This is a genomic window from Cupriavidus numazuensis (genome assembly GCF_905397435.1).
GTDB classification, from domain to species: domain Bacteria; phylum Pseudomonadota; class Gammaproteobacteria; order Burkholderiales; family Burkholderiaceae; genus Cupriavidus; species Cupriavidus numazuensis.
In genome coordinates this window covers 158,858-179,610 of the sequence record NZ_CAJPVI010000009.1, presented here as the reverse complement: position 1 = coordinate 179,610, position 20,753 = coordinate 158,858, and the positions used below count along the sequence as shown (strand labels likewise).

Here is a 20,753-nt window from a genome sequence, read left to right as displayed (position 1 = left end):
CCTGCCCAGGCTCCGGCCCCGGCGCCCGTTGCCGCTGCGCCGGCTCCGGCAGCCGCCGCCGCAGCGCCGGTCGGCGTGACCGGCAAGGCCGCGCACGCTTCGCCGTCGGTGCGCAAGTTCGCGCGCGAACTGGGTGTGGATGTTTCCCGCGTGCCGGGCACGGGCCCGAAGAACCGCATCACCCAGGAAGACGTACAGCGCTACGTCAAGGGCGTGATGACCGGCCACGCCGCTGCACCGGCACAGGCTGCCGCGGCTGGTGGCGGTGGTGGCGGTGGTGGCGAGCTCGGCCTGCTGCCGTGGCCGAAGGTCGATTTCACGCGCTTCGGCGAGGTGGAAAGCAAGGCGCTGTCGCGCATCAAGAAGATCTCGGGTGCGAACCTGCACCGCAACTGGGTCATGATCCCGCACGTCACCAACCATGACGAAGCGGACATCACCGACCTGGAAGCCTTCCGTGTCCAGCTCAACAAGGAAAACGAGAAGTCCGGCGTCAAGGTCACGATGCTGGCGTTCATGATCAAGGCCACCGTTGCTGCGCTGAAGAAGTTCCCGAACTTCAATGCCTCGCTCGACGGCGACAACCTGGTGCTGAAGAAGTACTTCAACATCGGTTTTGCCGCTGACACGCCGAACGGCCTGGTCGTGCCGGTCATCAAGGACGCCGACAAGAAGGGCGTGCTCGAGATCAGCCAGGAAATGGGCGAGCTGGCCAAGCTCGCGCGCGACGGCAAGCTCAAGCCCGACCAGATGCAGGGCGGCTGCTTCTCGATTTCGTCGCTGGGTGGCATTGGCGGTACGTACTTCACGCCGATCATCAATGCGCCGGAAGTGGCCATCATGGGCGTGTGCAAGTCGTACATGAAGCCGGTGTGGGACGGCAAGCAGTTCGCGCCGCGCCTGACGCTGCCGCTGTCGCTGTCGTGGGACCACCGCGTGATCGACGGCGCCGAGGCGGCTCGCTTCAATACGTACTTCGGGCAATTGCTGGCGGACTTCCGTCGCATCCTTCTCTAAGCGGCCGCGGCCATGTCCGTGACGGGCATGGCCATGGTGCTTGCAGTCGAGCGAGGCAAGCCATGACTACCTGTGTCGTCGTCAGAAAAGGTGCAGAGGTCGCGATCGCGGCCGATGCGCTGGTTACGTTCGGGGATACGCGTCTGTCGCGCGCCTACGAGCGCAACCAGAAGGTGTTTCCGATCGCCGACAGCTTTGTCGCGCTGGCCGGCACCACGGCGCACTTCCCGGTCATGCGTGCCTTGCTGGCGGGCATGGGCGAGGAGTGCCGGCTCGGGTCGCGCGATGACGTGTTCCGGACCTTCCTGAAGGTGCATGAGAAGCTGAAGTCCGAGTACTTCATCAACACCAAGGAAGATGAGGATGATCCCTACGAGTCGTCGCAGATCGTCTGCCTGATCGCGAATCCGGCCGGGATCTTCGGCGTGTATTCGTACCGCGAGGTGTTCTCGTTCGACCGTTTCTGGGGCATTGGCTCGGGCCGCAACTATGCGCTGGGTGCCATGCATGCGGTCTACGACAAGCCCGGCATGGATGCCGCCGAAATTGCGCGCATCGGTGTCGACGCCGGCATCGAGTTCGACAAGAGTTCCGCAGGCCCGATTGAAGTCCATACCGTAAGGCTGCACGAAGCCGGCGCCGCCGGCGCAGCGGCAACCAACAACGACGGCGCGCCCTGAGGCCACCCAGGCCGGCGCGCATTGAGGAGCAAATATGAGTGTGATCGAAGTCAAGGTGCCGGATATCGGCGATTTCGACGCGGTGGAACTGATCGAGGTCCTGATCAAGCCGGGCGACATGGTCGAGCAGGAACAGTCGCTGATCGTGCTGGAATCGGACAAGGCCAGCATGGAAGTGCCGTCGTCGGTGGCCGGCAAGGTGGTCGACGTGCGCGTGAAGGTCGGTGACAAGGTCGGGCAGGGCACGGTCATTTGCACGGTCGAGGCACAAGCCGCTGCGGCTGCGCCCGCACCGGCCCCGGCGCCCGCCGCGGCACCGGCACCCGCTCCGGCGGCCGCGCCTGCTCCTGCTCCAGCAGCGGCGAGCCACGCTGGTGGTGCCGACATCCAGTGCGAAATGCTCGTGCTGGGCGCCGGCCCCGGTGGCTACTCGGCAGCCTTCCGCGCAGCTGACCTCGGCATGAACACCGTGCTGGTGGAACGCTACGCCACGCTTGGCGGCGTCTGCCTGAACGTCGGTTGCATCCCGTCGAAGGCGCTGCTGCACAACGCTGCCGTGATCGACGAAGCCAAGGCACTCGCTGCCCACGGCATCCTGTTCGGCGAAGCCAAGATCGACCTGGACGGCCTGCGCCACTACAAGAACCAGGTGGTCGGCAAGCTGACCGGCGGCCTGGCCGGCATGGCCAAGGCGCGCAAGGTGCAAGTCGTGCGCGGCATCGGTACCTTCCTCGATCCGCATCACCTCGAAGTGGATGCGACCGAAGGCGAGGGCAAGCAGAGCACCGGCAAGAAGACCGTGATCCGCTTCGAGAAGGCCATCATCGCCGCCGGCAGCCAGGCGGTGAAGCTGCCGTTCATTCCTGAAGATCCGCGCATCGTCGATTCGACCGGCGCGCTGGAACTGCCCGAGGTGCCCAACAAGATGCTGGTCATCGGCGGCGGCATCATCGGCCTGGAAATGGCGACGGTGTACAGCACGCTGGGCGCGGACATTGACGTCGTGGAAATGCTGCCGGGCCTGATGAGCGGCGCCGACCGCGACCTCGTCAAGGTCTGGGAGAAGAAGAACAAGGACCGTTTCGGCAAGGTGATGCTGAACACCAAGACGGTTGGCGTGGAAGCCAAGCCGGATGGCATCTACGTGAAGTTCGAAGGCGAGCAGGCACCGGCCGAGCCGCAGCGCTACGACCTGGTGCTGGTGTCGGTGGGCCGTTCGCCGAACGGCAAGCGCATCGGCGCCGAGAAGGCTGGCGTGGCCGTGACCGATCGCGGCTTCATCAACGTCGATTCACAGATGCGCACCAACGTGCCGAATATCTTCGCGATTGGCGACGTCGTTGGCCAGCCGATGCTCGCGCACAAGGCGGTACACGAAGCCCACGTGGCCGCGGAAGCCGCCCACGGCGAGAAGGCGTACTTCGATGCCAAGCAGATTCCGTCGGTGGCCTTTACCGATCCGGAAGTGGCCTGGGCCGGCCTGACCGAGGACCAGTGCAAGGAGCAGGGCATCAAGTACAGCAAGGGCGTGTTCCCGTGGGCTGCGTCGGGCCGTGCGATTGCCAATGGCCGTGACGAAGGCTTCACCAAGCTGATCTTCGACGAGGAAACCCACCGCATCATCGGCGGCGGCATCGTCGGCACCCATGCCGGTGACCTGATCAGCGAAGTGTGCCTGGCCATCGAGATGGGCGCGGATGCCGTGGATATCGGCAAGACCATCCACCCGCACCCGACGCTGGGCGAATCGATCGGCATGGCCGCCGAGATCTACGAAGGCACCTGCACCGACGTGCCCCCGCCGCGCAAGCGCTAATCGCCTGCAAGGCACCAGCAAGGAAACCCGCCCGAGTGGCGGGTTTCTTTTATCCAAATTGCGCAATTAACCGACAGGAATTTCAAACGTCAGCCTGGTTGGCCAGCAAGGGCGGGGCGGGTAGTCAGATGGGATTCAATCCGGCTGCTGCGGCGTGGACGCGATGATGTCTTCGAGCTGCGAGCTCATGGGGATGCCAAGGCGTTCCCCCGTAGGCAGGCGGTCGACGAACCACTGCTTGTACAGGCGTTCGAGTTCGCCCGTGGTGATCAGGTCACGGACCGCCTTGTCGACGACCGTGGCGAACTGTGGGTCATCCTTGCGCAGCATGATGCCGTAGGGGTCATAGGACAGGAAATCGCGCGTGACGTCGTATTTCTTGCCGAGCCCGTACTTGGCGAGGAAGCCGTACAGCAACACATCATCGCCGGCATAGGCGTCGGCGCCGCCGTGGCGCAGCACCTCGAAGGCATCGGCGTGGTCGCGCGCGCGGATCAGGGTGATGCCAAGGTTGAAGCGCGTCGACAGGCGTTCGATCGCATCGGCATTGGTGGTGCCCGCAGTCGCCACAACCGTCTTGCCTTTCAGGTCGCGGAAGGTGCGTATTGGCGACCCGTGCGGTACCAGCAGTTTGGTGCCCGCGACGAAGATCACCGGCGAGAACGACACGCGCTGCTGGCGCTCGGCATTGCGAGTAGTCGATCCGCATTCGAGGTCGATCTTGCCGGACGTCATCGCTTCCATGCGGGTTTCGGACGTCACGGGCACCCAGTTGATGGCGAGTTCACGGCCCACTTCGTTGCCGGCGGTTTGTACGATGGCCTTGCAGATTTCGATTGAATAGCCAATCGGCCGGCGGATCTGGTTCAGGTACGAGAAGGGCAGCGAGGATTCCCGATAGCCGATGGTCAATGCGCCAGTCTCCTTCGCCTTCTTCAGCGTGCCGGAGAGGGCGATAGGTTCCTGGGCGAATGCGAGCCCCGCAGAAATCGCGAGGCATAGCGCCATTATCGGCCGCCACAAGGTGCGACCCAGCCGGGCTCGGGTGGAAGACATTGTCCGTTCCTCTGCAGGGTGCGATCCACCGATCATGCACGCACGGCTTCGGGCTTGGATAGCGGCTCGCTTTCGCCACCCATGCCGTCCGGGCCTCCCGTATCCAGCGTCGATTCGCTGGCGAGCTGGCCTTCCCACTTCGCGACCACGGCGGAGGCGATCGAGTTGCCCACGGCGTTGGTCGCGGACCGGCCCATGTCGAGGAACTGGTCCACGCCCATGATCAGCAGCAGGCCGGCTTCCGGGATATTGAACTGGTTCAGTGTGGCGGCAATCACCACGAGCGACGCACGCGGTACGCCGGCCATCCCCTTCGAGGTGAGCATCAGCAGCAACAGCATCGTGATCTGCGTGCCCATTGGCAGGTGGATGTCATACGCCTGAGCGATGAACAGCACGGCGAACGTGCAGTACATCATCGATCCGTCCAGGTTGAACGAGTAGCCCAGCGGCAATACGAAGCTCGAGATCTTGCGATTGACGCCGAACTTGTCGAGCGCATCGAGCATCTTTGGGTAGGCAGCTTCGGAGCTTGCGGTGGAGAACGACAGCAGGAATGGCTCGCGGATCAGCTTGATCAGCGTGACGATACGCCTGCCCAGGAACACGAAGCCAGCAAGCGCCAGCAAGGACCACAGCACGAACAGGGCAAGGTAGAAGCTGCCCATGAACTTGGCGAAGGTCACCAGGATGCCAAGGCCTTGCGTGGTCACCGTCGACGCAATGGCGGCGAACACGGCAATCGGCGCCAGCCACATCACCGCGCCGGTGATCTTCAGCATGACCTGCGCGAGATCTTCGATCACACCTGCCATGCGCTTGCCATGCTCGCCCAGCGTGGCAAGCGCGGTGCCGAAGAAGATCGAGAAGACCACGATCTGCAGGATCTCGTTGTTGGCCATGGCTTCGGCCACGGACTTGGGAACCAGGTGGGCGACGAAGTCCTTCAGCGTGAACGCATTGGTCTTGAGATTGGTCGCGGAACCGACATCGGGCAGCGGCAGGCCGATATTGACGCCCGGCTGCAGCACAGTGGCCATGATCAGGCCCAGCGTCAGCGATACGAGCGAGGCCGTGATGAACCAGGCCATCGCCTTGATGCCGACCCGGCCCACGGTGCTGGCGTCGCCCATATGCGCGATGCCCATGACCAGTGTCGAAAAGACCAGCGGCGCGATGATCATCTTGATCAGCCGCAGGAAGACGTCGGTGATGATCGAGATGTAGCCCGCGATCTCTTTCGCCAGCTTTGGATCGGGAAACGCGACATGGCAGGCGTAACCGACCACGCCGCCAAGGATCATCGCAATGACGATGTAGGTCGTGATATGGCTCTGCGTCTTCATGGCATCTCCTTGGACGCTGTTGCGTTGCGCAAGCGCTGCGCAACGCATGCCCGGCATGGCTCGATATTGCACCGCGCCAAGTGGAATCCGGGTGAGGCCGTGGCAGGCCAGAATGCCGCGGGCTGCACCTTGCTAACGATAGTCGCCCGCTCCGGCATTGGGCAAGGAGAACGCTTCCGGGCGCCCGTTGCCTGACATCTGTGCGGCCAGGATCGCGGCGGGGAAAGGGCAAAAAAGGGGGCAAAAAGCGGGCAAAAAAGGGGGCAAAAAGCGGGCAAAAAAGGGGGCAAAAAGCGGGCAAAAAAAACCCGACCTCGAGGGTCGGGCTTAACGATACCTTTGGACAAGGAGACCGCGGTACCGAGGAGACACTGGTACGCGATGCGGCAGATGCTTGCGTTGTATATTGCGGCTGCCGCCATCATCGTTGGCAAAACGCGCCGTGCGGCGGTGCGCTTTGCCAACGGACCGGCCGGGGCCGGTCGTTGGTACTACTTGCTACTTCTCAGCCGTGCAGACGATCAGGCAGCGGTCGTCTTCTTGGCGGCGGCGGTGCGAGCCGTGGCGCTGGCTTGCTGGGCAGCCTTGCTGGCGGCGGTAGCGGCAGCCTGGAAGTTGCTTTCGGCGATTTCAACAGCCTGCTTGGTGGCCTTCTGGACCGACTCGTAGGCGTTGTTGGCAGCCGAGATGGCCGACTTCACGATGGCCACGGTCGATTCCGAACCGGCCGGTGCGTTCTTGGCCAGGTTGTCGACCAGAGCTTGCACGTTCTTCGAGCCTTCGGCCAGTTGGGCTTCAGCAACCTTGGTGAATTCGCTTTGGGTTTCCGAAGCGATTTCGTACAGGTGACGGGTGTAGGCCAGGGTCTTTTCAGCGACCGGCTGCACCAGCGAAGCCTGGATGGCCAGCAGTTCCTGGGCATCCTTGGCGGACAGCGCCTTCTTGGCGTTGTCGACGTTTTCGGCGAAGGTGGTCTTGACGACCTGCAGGTTCAGTTCGACAAGCTTCTCGACGCCTTCGAAAGCCTTGGTGGTCAGGCCAAACAGCGTTTCCAGGTTTGCCTTTTGCGCTGCTGCGACTTGTTCCGGGGTGAGGATCATTGCTGGTCTCCAGTGGTGAACTTCAAGGTCAAGCAAAATTAAGCTGCCTAGATGTCAGGGCCGTGACGGAAACTCTTCCGCATCGGCCAGCCCAGGCGAGGGTGGGTAGGTCAAGGCGCTTCCGTGATTGCTTTGGTGCGCCGCAACAATTGCAATTCTAGGGAATGCCTGACCCATGTCAAGCGGTTTTTGTGCGACGCACAAAAAGAATGTATCGATCACCACAAATTGTGCGGTGGACGCCATGCAGGGCGGTGCGGTACGCGGGTTTTCCAGCAGTGCTACCATCGCAGGCTGCCAACGCTTGACCAAGCAAGCGTCGCTCAAACAACAAAAATGACCGCTTTGCCAAGCCATGCTCGCCTACTACGCTGACCATTTCGTGCTGCCACTGCCGCCGGGCCACCGCTTCCCGATGCGCAAGTACAGCATGCTGCGGGAAGCCGTGGCTCGCATGCCAGGCGTGGAGTTCTGCGAAGCGCCGCGGGCCGGGGACGATGCGCTCCTGCTGGCTCACACACGCGAGTATGTGACGGATGCATCGGCCGGCACACTCGACGCTGCGCGCCAGCGCGAGATCGGATTCCCGTGGTCCGCGGCAATGGTCGAGCGCTCGCGCCGCTCGGCCGGCGCCACGATCGAAGCCTGTCGCACGGCCTTGCGCGAGGGCATTGCCGTGAACCTGGCCGGCGGCACCCATCACGCGTACGCCGACAAGGGCGGTGGCTTCTGCGTCTTCAATGACGCCGCCATCGCGGCGCGCGTGATGCAGCGCGACGGGCACGTGGCGCGGGTGGCTGTCGTGGATCTCGACGTCCACCAGGGCAACGGCACCGCGTCCATCCTGCACGCGGACCCGACCGTCTTCACGCTGTCGCTGCATGGTGAGAAGAACTATCCCTTTCGCAAGGAAGCGAGCGATCTCGACGTCGGATTGCCGGATGGCTGTGACGATGATGCCTATGCCGAAGCGCTGCAGCACGCACTGGCTACGCTGTTCGAACGCTTCGCACCGGATTTGCTGATCTACCTTGCCGGCGCCGACCCACACGAAGGCGATCGTCTCGGACGGCTGAAGCTGTCCATGGAGGGCCTGGCGCGCCGCGACACCATGGTGTTCGAGGCCGCCTTGTCGCGCCGGCTTCCGATCGCGGTGGCGATGGCTGGCGGTTATGGCAATCAGATTGAGGATACGGTCGCCGTGCACGCGCAGACTGTCGGGCTGGCCAACCGGTATCACGCGCGCTACGCGATGGAACGCGTCATGCCCGTGCCGGCGGTGGCGTCATGACCAGCGTGGCGGGCGATACTCAGGCGCGGTCCCGGCAGGGGCTCTGGGCGGCCAGCATGCCGTGGCTGTTCGTACTGATCTGGAGTACCGGCTTTGTCGTGGCCAGATATGGCATGCCGCACGCCGAGCCGATGACGTTCCTGTTCCTGCGGTTCGTCGGCGTGCTGGTGCTGATGGTGCCGTTCGTATGGCTGGCGCGCGTGCCCTTGCCGCAACGCGACGGCCGGGCCGACTGGCGCATGGTGGGCCATATTGCCGTGGCAGGCCTGTTCCTGCAGGCCGGCTATCTCGGTGGCGTGTGGGCGGCCGTCAAGCTTGGCATGCCGGCCGGCATGTCGGCGCTGATCGTCGGCATGCAACCCATTCTGACGGCGCTGATTGCGTCACGCCTCGGAGAGCGCATCAGCGTGCGCCAGTGGCTCGGCCTGCTGCTGGGCATCGTGGGGGTGGGGCTGGTGGTGGCCAACAAGCTCGGCGGAAACGGGCTGTCCGCGACGAGCGTGCTGCTCGCGACTGGCGCACTGCTCAGCATCACTTTCGGTACGCTTTACCAGAAGCGATTCTGCGCGGTGTTCGATCTGCGCATGGGGTCGGTGATCCAGTTCGCCGCATCGGCGCTCGCCTGCGTGCCGTTCATGTTCCTGTTCGAAACGCGCAACGTGGACTGGACCGCCGAGATGGTCGGGGCGCTGGTCTGGTCCGTCGTGGCGCTGTCGATCGGGGCGATATCGCTGCTGTTCCTGCTGATCCGGCAGGGGGCAGCGACGCGCGTCTCCAGCCTGATGTATCTCACGCCGCCAACCACTGCCGTGATGGCATGGCTTTTGTTCGGCGAGCATTTTCCGCCGCTGGCAGCGTTCGGCATGGCGCTTGCTGCTGCTGGCGTAGCGCTGGTCATTCGCCGATAGCCGCTGGTAGCGGCCGTCGCACATTTTCTCCATCCCCTGTCCCGTCACGTCACATGAAACCGCAAGCTGAGCATCGCAGTGCCTATCCGCACTTCCAGGCCATCACCACGCGTTGGATGGATAACGATGTCTATGGCCACGTTAACAACGTTGTCTACTACAGTTATTTTGATACCGTCGTGAATACGTACCTGATCCGGCAAGGCGTGCTCGACTTCGAGGCGGGCAGCACCATCGGGCTGGTGATCGAGACGCATTGCAACTACTTCTCGTCGCTCAGCTTTCCAGACACGGTCATGGCGGGATTGCGCGTGGCGCGGCTGGGCACATCCAGTGTGCGCTATGAGGTGGGGCTGTTCAGCGGCGAGAGCGAGATTGCGGCGGCACAGGGGCACTTTGTCCATGTCTATGTCGACCGCGACACACGCCGCCCGGTGCCCTTGCCTGAACCGCTGCGCGCTGCATTGCTGCCGCTGACGGCCGCCCGTACGCAGGCGGGGGCTGAAGCGTGATGGAGGAGGGCAAGATGTCGCAGGACGTGAAAGCAGGCACGCCGGCCGTTGACAAAGCGGCCGCGCGGCAGGCGGTCGACTGCGTAGACCGTGCCATCCTCACGCGGCGCTCGGTGCGGGCATTCCTCGACACGCCGGTGCCGCGCGAAACGGTCGAAGAAATATTGGCCGTGGCCAGCCGTGCGCCTTCCGGCACCAACACGCAGCCATGGCGCGCCTATGTACTCTCGGGCGATGCCAAGGCGAGGCTGTGCGCGGACCTGCTCACCGCCTACGAAGACCCCGAGCGCGACAGCAAGTATCTGGAAGAGTATCCGTACTACCCGCGCTCCTGGGTTGCCCCTTATCTCGAGCGCCGCCGCAAGGTGGGTTGGGACCTGTATGGCCTGCTCGAGATCAGCCGGGAGGACAAGGCGCGCATGCACGAACAGCACGCGCGCAACTTCCGCTTCTTCGATGCGCCGGTCGGCCTGATCTTCACGATCGACCGGATCATGGAACTCGGCAGCTGGCTCGACTACGGCATGTTCCTGCAAAGCATCATGATCGCGGCCAGGGCGCGCGGCCTTGATACCTGCCCGCAAGCGGCGTTCACGCAGTTCCACAAGATCATTGGCGATCACCTGCGCTTGCCTGCTGAAGAAATGGTGGTCTGCGGGATGTCGCTCGGCTATGCGGATCCGGAGGCGCTTGAAAATAGATTGAGCACGGAACGTGAACCGGTAAGCGGGTTTGCGCGTTTCCTCTCATAGTGAGATGTGTATCAATGTGTAACGATAACTGCCGACATACAAGGAAGACTTCTGCCGCGATGACGTTGCGGCGCTGTGGCTTACGGGATGCCCACGATGATGCACGTGACGAATAGTCGACAATTCCCGTATTGTGGAAATGTATGCAAATCGAACTTTAACTTGCTTCCGTAAGTCTTTAATCTTGCTAACAATTTCTTAATTTCCTACACTAGCGCCATCCTGATGCGCTGAACGAATCATGTTTCGGTCTGATTCCATTTTTTCCAGATTCTTCGGCTTTACGCCCCTGAGCGCTGCCGCAGTGGCCGTGCTGGCCTCTGCGTCCTTGCTCGCCGCCCCGATGGCTGAGGCGGCTACCAAGTCGACATCTACCCAGAAGTCTGCCAAAAAGCAGGCAAAATCCTCCAAAACCGAGAAAAAGGTGAGTGCGAGCAGTACGCGCACGGCGGCTAAGGCCGAAGCCTCGACGTCTCGCAAAGTGGTCATCCTGAAGAACGGCAAACGCCAGATCGTGGCGTCGCATCATGCCGCTCCGGTGCGTGCCGTGTTCACGCCGGCCAAGCCGTCGCTTGGCGAGGCCATGGGCCTGCGCGATACAGAAGACGCGCTGGCCCTGCGCTCGAGTGTCGCGCTGGTGATGGACCAGAACACCAACGAGGTGCTGTTCCAGAAGAATCCGAGCGCCGTGCTGCCGATTGCTTCGATCACGAAGCTGATGACGGCCCTGGTGGTGACGGATGCGCGCCTGCCCATGGACGAGGTCCTGACCATCTCGGAAGAGGACAAGGACACCGAGAAGCACAGCAGCTCGCGCCTGCGCTTCGGCACGCAACTGACGCGCCAGGAACTGCTGCTGCTGGCCCTGATGTCGTCCGAGAACCGTGCCGCGTCGGCGCTGGGCCGGAACTACCCGGGCGGCCTGCCTGCATTCGTCCAGGCGATGAACCGCAAGGCCCGCGAACTGGGCATGAACGACAGCCACTTCGTGGATTCCAGCGGCCTGTCGAGCAGCAATGTGTCGAGCGCCATGGATCTGGTCCGCATGGTCAACGCCGCGTACCGCAACCCGACTATCCGCGAGTACTCGACCCAGACCGAGCATGAAGTGAACGTGCTGGGCCGTACGCAGCACTACGTCAGCACCAACCGCCTGGTGCGCGGCGGCAACTGGGACATTGGCCTGCAGAAGACCGGTTTCATTTCCGAGGCCGGCCAGTGCCTGGTCATGCAGGCCAAGGTCAACGGCCGCAATGTGGTGATGGTGTTCCTCGATTCCGTGGGCAAGCTGTCGCGCTTTGCCGATGCCACGCGCGTTCGCGACTGGCTCGAGCATGCGCCGTCGACGACGCCGCAGCCGCATGCGTTCCCGTCTTCGCCGAACCTGACCCAGACGCCTGGTGGTGCGCGCGCGATCCTGGCTTCGCACCCGTCGCACGGAACCTGATCTGCGGTTCCCGCACAAAAAAAACGCGCCGATTCTGGCGCGTTTTTTATTGGCGCTTGCGCGATTCAGAGCAGCTTGCCCGGATTCATGATGCCGGCCGGATCGAATGCGTGCTTGATTTCGCGCATCAGCCGCATCTCCAGCGGATCCTTGTACTGCAGGAACGCATGGCGCTTGAGCTGGCCGATTCCATGCTCGGCGCTGATGCTGCCGCCGTAGCGCATGACTTCATCGAGCACGGTGCCGGTCACGGCATCCTCATGCGTTGCCGCCCAGTCCTTCGGCGCACCTTGCGGACGTGACAGGTTGTAGTGCAGGTTGCCGTCGCCGAAGTGCCCGAAAATGAACGGCCGGATCGCCGGGTCGAGCGTACGCAGCCGTGCTTCCATCGACACCATGAACGCCGGGATCTGTTCGATTGGCAGCGACACATCGTGCTTCAGGTGCGGCCCGTCTGCGCGTTGCGCTTCAGATATTTCCTCGCGCAGCTTCCACAGCGCCTGCAGTTGTGCCAGCGAGGCCGATACCGCCGCGTCCAGGCACAAGCCGCGCTCCAGCGCATCGCCGATCACGCGCTCCAGCAGCGCATTGAGGGCTGCTTCTTCCGCAGTGTCGGCCAGTTCCACGAGTACGTAGGAGGGGTAGCGCTGCGCAAAGGGCTCATGTACGCCCTCGGCATGCGTCAGGACGAGATCCAGGCAAGACCCGGTAAAGAACTCGAACGCCTGCAGCCGCGCACCACATTGCTCGAACAGCAACGCATAGAGTTCCAGCGCCTGCTGTGGCGATTCCACCGCCGCCAGCACGACGCTACGTGTGTCGGTGCGTGGGAACAGGCGCAGCGCCGCGGCCGTGATGACGCCGAGCGTGCCTTCCGAGCCGATCAGCAACTGCTTGAGGTCATAGCCGGTGTTGTCCTTGCGCAGCGCGCGCAGGCCGTGAAAGATCTCGCCGTTCGGCAGCACGGCCTCGACGCCGAGCACCAGTTCGCGCGTCATGCCGTAGCGCACGACATTGACGCCGCCTGCATTGGTGGCCAGGTTGCCGCCGATCTGGCAGGAATCCTCCGCTGCCAGGCTCAGCGGCAGCAGGCGGTTGGCCTCGGCCGCGGCACGGCGCAGGTTGCCGAGAATGCAGCCGGCTTCGACCACCATGGTGTTGGCAATGGTGTCGAGCGAGCGGATCGCATGCATGCGGTCCAGGCTCAGCACCACGTTCTCCGGTTGGCTGTCGGGCGTAGCGGCACCGCACAGGCCTGTGTTGCCGCCGCGCGGCACGACCGGTACTGCGGCCTGCTGGCAGAGTGCCAGGCAGCGCGAGACTTCGTCGACCGTGCGTGGCCGCACCACCGCCTGTGCCTGGCCGCGATAGATGCCGCGCCAGTCCGACAGCCACGGCGCAATGTCGTCGGGCTGCGTAAGTACGGTATCGGGGCCAAGGGCTTCGACGAGGCGCTGGGGCAGGGTGGTGGCTTGCATGGGATCGATGGCTTTCAGGGCAAGGAATCGGCAGCTGCGCGTGCGCGCAGGGTCAGGCCCAGGCGCTGCGCCGCACATTGCAGGTGATGAGTGGTGGCCTGGCGCGCCGCGGCGGCGTTGCCGTCGCGGACCGCTTCGAAGATGGCTTCATGCTCCGTATGCACGGCTTCGGGCAGGCGTGCCTGCTGCAGCGTGTTCGCGCGCGCCGCGGCAACGGCCTGGTGCAACTGCAGGTTCATGTACTGCAGCAATTGCCGGTAGTACGGGTTATGGGTGGCCGTGGCGATGCCGATATGGAAAGCGGCATCGAGGTCGACCGCCTGCTGCGCATCATAGAGTTGCACCTTCAGCCGTTGCAGCAGCAGCGCAAGGCTGTCCAGGTCTTCTGCGGTGCGGCGCACCGCGGCCAACGCTGCGGCCGCGCTTTCCAGGTCGATGCGCAGGTCGTACAGATCGGCCAGTTCGGTACGGCCAAGATCGGGCTCTCGCGGCAACTGGAAGCCGGCGGAGCCGGTGCGCGAGCGCACGGTGCAGCCCACGCCCTGGCGGGTTTCCACGAGCCCTTGCGAGCGCAGGTGCTCCGTGACCTCGCGGATCACGGCAGCACTGACGCCATATTGATCAGCCAGTTGCTTGCCTGTAGGCAAACGGCTTCCGATGGGATAGATCCCGTTCTCGATGTCGGTACGTAGCTGACGGGTGACCTGTTCGGTCAGGGTGACGGCGCGGGTTCGCATGGTCTGCGGATTATAGGGTTTGCAGGTTATCTGAAAACTACGAGTAAACCCTTAAATCCATCATCCCTGCGTCAGGGTATCCGGCGGCAGTGAGGCTGTTAGCCCGCCGCCGCCGGAATGGATCACATCAAGCCGCTTCGGGCTCCGTCACGTATCCCATGCCGCGCGAAATCTGCAGCGCGGTGTCCTTCAGGTTCTGCAGCCAGCTGTCCTGCAGGCGGTCGGCAGGGGCCGAAAGCGACAGCCCGGCTACCAGACGGCGCGAATCGTCGTAGATGCCGGCCGCGATGCAGCGCACGCCGAGTTCCAGCTCCTCGTTGTCACGCGCATAACCGTTGGTGCGGACCCAGTTCAGTTCGCGTTCGAGCTTGGTCAGCTCGGTGATCGAGGTGCGGGTATGACCGGCCAGGCCAGTGCGCGTGGCATAGCTGCGTACGCGCGTGGACTCGTCGGCGGCCAGGAACAGCTTGCCGACCGAGGTCAGATGCAGCGGCGCACGGCCGCCGATGGCGCGTACCACCTGCATGCCGGAGCGTTCGCTGTAGGCGCGCTCGATGTACACGATCTCGTCGCCCTGGCGCACCGACAAGTTGACCGTCTGTCCGGTCACGCGGTGCAGCGCGCGCATCGGCGCCAGCGCCGCGTCGCGTACCGAAAGGCGTGCCTTGACCAGGTTGCCGAGTTCGAGCAGGCGCATGCCCAACCGATAGCTGCCCGGATCGGAGCGGTCGACGAAGCGGCACGCCACCATATCGTTGAGGATGCGGTGGGCCGTGGAGGGATGCAGTCCGGTAGCGATCGACAGCTCTTTCAGGCTGACCGGGTCGGCGTGCTGGGCCAGGGCGTCCAGCAGCGTCATCATGCGTTCAATAACCTGGATCGAGGTCTTTCCAGGCGACTTGTCTGCGTCTGACATAGGGAAATGTTGCCATGCGGCAAATTAAGCGTTTGCCTGATTCTATCTCACATCGTGAAAATTTCAATAGGTGAAATGACATTTCAGTAAGAATCCTCTGGTCGGGCACGGAATAAGGGAGGGTTGCGGCCTGAATCGCATTCACAGCGCGCCTGAATGGTTTGTGCGCCACCTCACGGCGCAAACGCGCATAATTGCGGGGTTTCGGGGTCTGGAGAAAGAAAGCAAATGCGAGTTGGCCTGTTCGCCACCTGCCTGGTGGACCTCATGCGCCCGGAGATCGGCTTCTCCGTGCTGAAACTGCTGGAAGGTGCCGGCTATGAGGTCATGGTGCCCGAGGCCCAGACCTGCTGTGGCCAGCCGGCCTACAACTCGGGCGAGCGTGCCGTGTCGCGTGACCTGGCCGAGAAATTCCTGCGCGAGTTTGAGATGTTCGACTACGTGGTGGTGCCGTCCGGCAGCTGCGGTGGCATGATTCGCCACCACTATGCCGACCTGCTGCGCGACGACCCCGAACTCAACGGCCGCTATGAACGCCTGCGCGAGCGCGTGTTCGAACTGACGGACTTCCTCGTCAACGTCGCGAAGCTCGAACAGCTCGATTCCAGCTTTGCCGGCCACATCACGTACCACGATTCCTGCGCCGGCCTGCGCGAACTCGGCGTCAAGACGCAGCCGCGCGAGTTGCTCGGCAAATTGCCAGGCGTGCAGCTCACCGAAATGAAGGACTGCGAGGCCTGCTGCGGCTTCGGCGGCATGTTCTCGGTCAAGTACGGCAATATCTCGACGGCCATCGTCGACGAGAAGTGCGCGAACATCAAGGCCAGCGGCGCCGATGCGGTGGTGCTTGGCGACCTCGGCTGCATGCTCAATATCGAGGGCCGCCTGCGCCGCAGTGGCGATACGCAGACACGCGTGCTGCATATTGCCCAGGTCCTGGCTGGCGACGCCTGAGACACGGAGACGCGACGATGCAAGTCCACAGCATGGAATTCAAGGCGCGCGCAGGCCAGAAGCTGGCCGATCAGCGGCTGCAGCAGAACCTCAAGAAGCTCTCCACCAAATTCGTCACCGCACGCGCGGATGCCATCCGCGACATCGATTTCGATGCCACGCGCGCCGCGCTCAAGGAGCGGCGCAACCGCGCGCTGGAAAACCTGGACGTCTGGCTCGCCACGTTCGAAGAAAACGCCACGCGCCGCGGCGCCACCGTGCTGTTTGCCGAGACCACGGCTGACGCGGCGCGGCTGGTCGCGGAGATCGCCCAGAAGCACGGCGTGAAGAAGGTCATCAAGAGCAAGTCGATGGTGACCGAGGAGATGCAGCTCAACCGGGTGCTCGGCGAGATGGGCGTGCAGAGCATCGAAACCGATCTCGGCGAGTACATCCTGCAGATCAACGACTCCGAGCCGCCATCGCACATCATTGCGCCGGTGGTGCACAAGGACAAGGACGAGATCGCCGACCTGTTCGCGAAGGTCCACAACAAGCCGCGCCTGACCGATATTCCCGAGATGACGCGCGAGGCGCGCGAGGTGCTTCGCCCCGAGTTCCTGTCCGCCGACATGGGTGTGACCGGTGGCAACTTCATTATTGCCGAGACCGGTTCGGTGGCGGTCGTCACGAATGAAGGCAACGAAGGCATGTGCACCGTGATGCCACGCGTACACGTAGCTGTGACCGGCATCGAGAAAGTGCTGCCGACGCTGGAAGACCTCGCGACCGTGATGCGGCTGCTGCCGCGCTCGGCGACAGGGCAGGCGATCTCGAACTATTTCTCGCTGCTGACCGGCCCGCGTGCCGAAGGCGAGCGGGATGGTCCCGAGCACATGTACTTCGTGCTCGTCGACGGCGGCCGCAGCGGCCTGATCGGCGGCGAGTTCCAGGAGATGCTGCGCTGCATCCGCTGCGGCGCCTGCATGAATCACTGCCCGGTCTACCAGAAGATTGGCGGCCACGCCTACGGCTGGGTCTACCCGGGTCCGATGGGCAGCGTGCTGACGCCGAGCTACGTGGGCCTGGCCAATGCCGTCGACCTGCCGCAGGCAGCGACGATGTGCGGCGAATGCAATCGCGTGTGTCCGGCGTCGATTCCGCTGTCGGACCTGCTGCGCAAGCTGCGCGAGAAGCAGATGGAACGCGGACTGCGGCCATGGCAGGAGCGGTTTGCGCTGCAGGCATGGGGTTTCGTGGCGCGGCGCCCGGCGCTCTATGCGCTGGCCAGCCGGCTCGGCGCGCGTGTTCTTGCGCGCATGGGAGGCAGCAATCGGCTTATCGCCAGCCTGCCTATGGCGGGCAAGGGCTGGACCCAGACGCGGGACATGCCCGCACCATCGGGACGCACGTTCCGTGAGCTATACAAGGAAAGGAGGGTACGCACATGAGCGCGGCCAATACGGAAACGCTGGCGCGCATGCGTTCGGCACTGGACCAGCACACCGGCGGCTCGCTGCCGGCAGCTGAACTTGTGACAGCGTGGCGCGAGGCAGCGCCCGCGCTGGCGCTGCCGCCGGTCTTCGGCCAGGCGATGGAAGAACTGCTGCGGCGGCTCGAGATGTCGGCGGTGTTCGCGCAGGACAGTTGCTCGTTTTCAAGTACGGCGGTGACGGATCAGCTGAAGCGTTGGCTGGACAAGGCAATGATCGCATAGTGTGGTGGCGCGTCCTGTCGGAGACGGGGCGCGCCGGGCAGGCCTACCTGGCGCCTGCCTGCAATGAATCCAGAGCGGCAAATGCGACCGTCAGGTCTTCAGAGAGCGCCGCGGAGACTGGCATCATTGGAAAGCGCAGTTCGTTTTCCAGCCAGTCCTGCCTGCTCAGCAAGGCCTTGATCGGACCGGGATTCGGTTCGGCGAACATCAGCCTGATCAGCGGCGTCAGGCGTTGAAAGAGCCCCTGCGCTTCGCGCAGCCGTTGATCGCGCACGGCCCGCCAGAGCGCCACGAACAGATCGGGCCTGATGTGGGCGGATGCAATGATCGCCCCGTGACCGCCCAGACATAGCGTCGAAAGCAGTTGGTGGTCTTCTCCTGCCAGGACGGCCAGGCGACCGTCGGAGATAAGCGCCTGCGTCTTGTCGGCATTGCCGCCACAGTCCTTGATGCCGCGGATGTTTCCATGGCCCGCAAGAGACAGCAGTGTCTCGGTATCCAGCGTCACACCGGTTCGATACGGTATGTCATACACAACCAGCGGCACGCGCGAATGGTCCGCCAGCGCGGTGAAGTAGTCCTTCAGGCCGGCTTGTGAAGGCCTGATGTAGTAGGGCGCTGGCGCAAGTATGCCAGCCAGCGGACGTTGCGCGATTCGCTCAAGCCGTTCCAGCACGTGCCTGTAGTTGTTGCCGGCCAACCCCATCATGACCGGGAGGGATCCGGCTTCTTCCAGCACCGTATCGAGCACCGCCAACTGCTCGGATTCATCGAGCGCTGCCGCTTCGCCTGTGCTTCCACAGACCACCAGCCCGGCGATGCCCGACTTGCAGTAATGCGCCACAAGCTGCTTCAGTGCTGCGTGATCGACGACGTCGTTACGAAATGGGGTGACCAGCGGCAACCAGATGCCGCGATAAAACGGTTCAATGCCTTGCATGACTTACTCCGTTTCGACCGATCTGGAAACCGTGCGGAGAAGCGAGGAGCAGGGCGCGCTAACGGAGGGAGGCTGGAGGCAACCTGTTTGAGGGCACTGTTCCGTCGCTCAACCGACGGAACAGCACGCTCCGGTCAGTTGAGCGACTGTTTTTTGGCTTTGACGAGCGCATCCCGTTGCAGCGAAGCAGCGGCGATGCATTGAGGTTGGCAGATGCGGTGACTCGTCATGGGCGTCAATCTTTCCGCATCCTCGCGTGCGCGTCAAGATACAGTGCTGCGCGGATATCGCCATACCAAAGCAAAAAGGGCTGTCCGAGGACAGCCCTTTGCGCTTGAGGTGGTTACCGGAGCTTAGCCGAGCAGCAACGCATCATCATCCAACTGCTCATGCCGCGTCTGCTCGAACATGCGCAGCAGATCCGGGACGTCGAGTCCCTTGCGCTTTTCGCCAGACACATCGAGCACGACCTGGCCCTGGTGCAGCATCACCGTACGCTGGCCGTAGTCCAGCGCCTGGCGCATGCTGTGCGTGACCATCATCGTCGTCAGCTTGCTTTCCTCGACGATGCGCGCGGTCAGTTCCAGCACGAATGCGGCGGTCTTCGGGTCCAGCGCTGCGGTGTGCTCGTCGAGCAGCAGGATGCGCGACGGCTGCAGCGAGGCCATCAGCAGGCTCACGGCCTGGCGCTGGCCGCCGGACAGCAGGCCGATGCGGTCGGTCAGGCGGTTTTCGAGGCCCAGGTTCAACAGGCGCAGCTTCTCGCGGAACAGTTCGCGCGAGCTGCGATTCAGCGCCGGGCGGAAGCCGCGCTTGGCGCCGCGAGCCATGGCCAGTGCCATGTTTTCCTCGATCGTCAGCGCCTCGCAGGTGCCGGCCATCGGGTCCTGGAACACGCGCGCCACCAGGTGGGCGCGATCCCATGCCTGCTTGCGCGTCACGTCGGTGTCATCGATCGTGATGCGGCCGGAATCGACCATCTGGTCGCCGCTGATCGCATTCAGGAAGGTCGACTTGCCGGCGCCGTTGGAGCCGATCACGGCGACGAACTGGCCGCTCGGGATTTCCAGGCTCAGGCCGCGCAGCGCACGGGTCTCGATCGGGGTGCCCGGGTTGAAGGTGAGCTTCAGGTCTTGTGCGCGCAGCATCTCAGGCACCTCCGTTCTTGCGGGCAAACAGCTTCTTGCGGGTGGCGGGCAGTACCAGTGCGATCGTCACCAGCGCGGCGGTGACCAGGTTCAGGTCTTGCGCCTTGAGGCCGATGAAATCGCTGTTCAGCGCCAGCGCGATGAAGAAGCGGTACAGGATCGCGCCCAGCACCACCGCGAGCGTGGCCCACACGAGGCGACGTGCCGGCAGGATGCTTTCGCCGATGATCACCGCTGCCAGGCCGATCACGATGGTACCGATGCCCATCGAGATATCCGAGCCGCCCTGCGTCTGCGCGAACAGCGCGCCAGCCAGTGCGACGAGGCCGTTGGACAGCGCCATGCCGGCCAACGTGGCGCGGCCGGTGGCGATGCCCTGCGCGCGTGCCATGCGCGGATTGGCGCCCGTCGCACGCATAGCCAGGCCAAGCTGCGACGAGAAGAACCAGTCGAGGCCAATCTTGGCGATCACCACCACGATGAACAGCACCAGCGGACGCAGCACGTAGTCCGGCATCCAGTCGGGCTGCAGGATGGTGAACATCGTCGGCTCGGTGATCAGCGGCACATTGGGACGGCCCATGATGCGCAGGTTGACCGAGTACAGCGCGATCATCATCAGGATACTGGCGAGCAGATCCATGATCTTCAGGCGCACGTTCAGCCAGCCGGTGATGAAGCCGGCCAGGGCGCCGGCCACGATGGCAACGGCGGTGGCGACAAACGGGTCCTGCCCGGCGGCGATCAGCGTCGCGGCCACGGCGCCGCCGAGCGGGAAGCTGCCGTCAACGGTCAGGTCGGGAAAATTGAGGATGCGGAAGGAAATCAGCACCCCGAGGGCGACCAGGCTGAAGATCAGGCCGATCTCCAAGGCACCCAGAAGGGAAAAGAGGGACATGGTGAATCCTGTTGACAGCTGCGCGGCCCGCCCGGGTAAGGCCGGTCGGCTCGCCGTCTCG

At 63.6% G+C, this 20,753-nt stretch carries 21 protein-coding genes; 11 read left to right on the top strand and 10 right to left on the bottom strand.

What is annotated here, in order from left to right; translation table 11 throughout:
- The 3 genes from KHO41_RS09770 to lpdA form a co-directional block, all read left to right on the top strand.
- Window positions 1-1,017, top strand: a 1,017-nt coding sequence (locus tag KHO41_RS09770; protein ID WP_211953076.1) for a dihydrolipoyllysine-residue acetyltransferase, incomplete at its 5' end; no start/stop codon positions are given.
- 62 nt (window positions 1,018-1,079) lie between these two features.
- Window positions 1,080-1,697 (top strand): Ntn hydrolase family protein, encoded by a 618-nt coding sequence (locus KHO41_RS09765; protein ID WP_211953075.1) that lies wholly within the window; start codon window positions 1,080-1,082, stop codon window positions 1,695-1,697.
- 34 nt (window positions 1,698-1,731) lie between these two features.
- The gene (gene lpdA, locus KHO41_RS09760; protein ID WP_211953074.1) at window positions 1,732-3,513 is read left to right on the top strand and encodes a dihydrolipoyl dehydrogenase; all 1,782 of its coding nucleotides are present in this window, start codon (window positions 1,732-1,734) and stop codon (window positions 3,511-3,513) included.
- 135 nt (window positions 3,514-3,648) lie between these two features.
- Here the strand turns inward: lpdA and KHO41_RS09755 are convergent, their stop codons facing one another.
- The 4 genes from KHO41_RS09755 to KHO41_RS09740 form a co-directional block, all read right to left on the bottom strand.
- Window positions 3,649-4,569 carry an amino acid ABC transporter substrate-binding protein gene (locus tag KHO41_RS09755; RefSeq protein WP_244873764.1) on the bottom strand — a complete coding sequence of 307 codons (921 nt, stop codon included), beginning with the start codon at window positions 4,567-4,569 and terminating at the stop codon, window positions 3,649-3,651.
- Between the two features lie 32 nt (window positions 4,570-4,601).
- On the bottom strand, window positions 4,602-5,915 hold the full coding sequence (locus tag KHO41_RS09750; RefSeq protein WP_211953073.1) for a dicarboxylate/amino acid:cation symporter: 1,314 nt from the start codon (window positions 5,913-5,915) through the stop codon (window positions 4,602-4,604).
- A 521-nt stretch (window positions 5,916-6,436) separates the two neighbouring features.
- Complete coding sequence (phaP1, locus tag KHO41_RS09745; RefSeq protein WP_211953072.1) at window positions 6,437-7,015, bottom strand: TIGR01841 family phasin PhaP1; 579 nt, start codon at window positions 7,013-7,015, stop codon at window positions 6,437-6,439.
- Window positions 7,016-7,069: 54 nt separating this feature from the next.
- The gene (locus KHO41_RS09740) at window positions 7,070-7,372 is read right to left on the bottom strand and encodes a hypothetical protein (protein WP_211953071.1); all 303 of its coding nucleotides are present in this window, start codon (window positions 7,370-7,372) and stop codon (window positions 7,070-7,072) included.
- Here KHO41_RS09740 and KHO41_RS09735 point away from each other — a divergent pair.
- From KHO41_RS09735 to pbpG, 5 genes are all read left to right on the top strand, one after another.
- Window positions 7,371-8,306 (top strand): histone deacetylase family protein, encoded by a 936-nt coding sequence (locus tag KHO41_RS09735; RefSeq protein ID WP_211953070.1) that lies wholly within the window; start codon window positions 7,371-7,373, stop codon window positions 8,304-8,306. The two genes, KHO41_RS09740 and KHO41_RS09735, sit on opposite strands and share 2 nt — an antisense overlap.
- On the top strand, window positions 8,303-9,214 hold the full coding sequence (locus KHO41_RS09730) for a DMT family transporter (protein ID WP_211953069.1): 912 nt from the start codon (window positions 8,303-8,305) through the stop codon (window positions 9,212-9,214). The genes KHO41_RS09735 and KHO41_RS09730 overlap by 4 nt, the downstream gene beginning before the upstream one ends.
- A 53-nt stretch (window positions 9,215-9,267) precedes the next feature.
- Window positions 9,268-9,726, top strand: a complete 459-nt coding sequence (locus tag KHO41_RS09725) for an acyl-CoA thioesterase (protein WP_211953068.1) — start codon at window positions 9,268-9,270, stop codon at window positions 9,724-9,726.
- Window positions 9,727-9,740: 14 nt separating this feature from the next.
- Window positions 9,741-10,478: a nitroreductase gene (locus KHO41_RS09720; RefSeq protein ID WP_211953067.1), complete on the top strand. Its 738-nt coding sequence runs from the start codon at window positions 9,741-9,743 to the stop codon at window positions 10,476-10,478.
- A gap of 241 nt (window positions 10,479-10,719) precedes the next feature.
- Window positions 10,720-11,925: a D-alanyl-D-alanine endopeptidase gene (gene pbpG, locus KHO41_RS09715; protein WP_211953066.1), complete on the top strand. Its 1,206-nt coding sequence runs from the start codon at window positions 10,720-10,722 to the stop codon at window positions 11,923-11,925.
- Window positions 11,926-11,990: 65 nt separating this feature from the next.
- On the opposite strand, the gene KHO41_RS09710 is transcribed toward pbpG, so the two are convergent.
- From KHO41_RS09710 to KHO41_RS09700, 3 genes are all read right to left on the bottom strand, one after another.
- Entirely contained in the window at window positions 11,991-13,403 is a 1,413-nt protein-coding gene (locus tag KHO41_RS09710) for an FAD-binding oxidoreductase (protein ID WP_211953065.1), read from the bottom strand.
- 14 nt (window positions 13,404-13,417) lie between these two features.
- Window positions 13,418-14,140 (bottom strand): FadR/GntR family transcriptional regulator, encoded by a 723-nt coding sequence (locus KHO41_RS09705; protein ID WP_211953064.1) that lies wholly within the window; start codon window positions 14,138-14,140, stop codon window positions 13,418-13,420.
- A 127-nt stretch (window positions 14,141-14,267) separates the two neighbouring features.
- Entirely contained in the window at window positions 14,268-15,056 is a 789-nt protein-coding gene (locus KHO41_RS09700; RefSeq protein ID WP_011297479.1) for an IclR family transcriptional regulator, read from the bottom strand.
- Window positions 15,057-15,284: 228 nt separating this feature from the next.
- Between KHO41_RS09700 and KHO41_RS09695 the strand changes: the two genes are divergently transcribed.
- From KHO41_RS09695 to KHO41_RS09685, 3 genes are read left to right on the top strand one after another with little or no spacing between them, the layout of a single operon-like run.
- Complete coding sequence (locus KHO41_RS09695; protein WP_211953063.1) at window positions 15,285-16,010, top strand: (Fe-S)-binding protein; 726 nt, start codon at window positions 15,285-15,287, stop codon at window positions 16,008-16,010.
- A 17-nt stretch (window positions 16,011-16,027) separates the two neighbouring features.
- Window positions 16,028-17,440, top strand: a complete 1,413-nt coding sequence (locus KHO41_RS09690; RefSeq protein ID WP_211953062.1) for a LutB/LldF family L-lactate oxidation iron-sulfur protein — start codon at window positions 16,028-16,030, stop codon at window positions 17,438-17,440.
- Window positions 17,437-17,706: a hypothetical protein gene (locus tag KHO41_RS09685; RefSeq protein WP_211953061.1), complete on the top strand. Its 270-nt coding sequence runs from the start codon at window positions 17,437-17,439 to the stop codon at window positions 17,704-17,706. The genes KHO41_RS09690 and KHO41_RS09685 overlap by 4 nt, the downstream gene beginning before the upstream one ends.
- A gap of 43 nt (window positions 17,707-17,749) precedes the next feature.
- Here the strand turns inward: KHO41_RS09685 and dapA are convergent, their stop codons facing one another.
- The 3 genes from dapA to KHO41_RS09670 all read right to left on the bottom strand — a co-directional run bounded on the left by dapA (window position 17,750) and on the right by KHO41_RS09670 (window position 20,692).
- A complete protein-coding gene (gene dapA / locus KHO41_RS09680) occupies window positions 17,750-18,646 on the bottom strand; it encodes a 4-hydroxy-tetrahydrodipicolinate synthase (RefSeq protein WP_211953060.1) in 897 nt (298 codons plus the stop codon).
- Between the two features lie 353 nt (window positions 18,647-18,999).
- A complete protein-coding gene (locus KHO41_RS09675; RefSeq protein WP_011297483.1) occupies window positions 19,000-19,794 on the bottom strand; it encodes an ABC transporter ATP-binding protein in 795 nt (264 codons plus the stop codon).
- A gap of 1 nt (window position 19,795) precedes the next feature.
- Window positions 19,796-20,692 (bottom strand): ABC transporter permease, encoded by an 897-nt coding sequence (locus tag KHO41_RS09670; protein ID WP_211953059.1) that lies wholly within the window; start codon window positions 20,690-20,692, stop codon window positions 19,796-19,798.
- Window positions 20,693-20,753 lie beyond the last annotated feature (61 nt).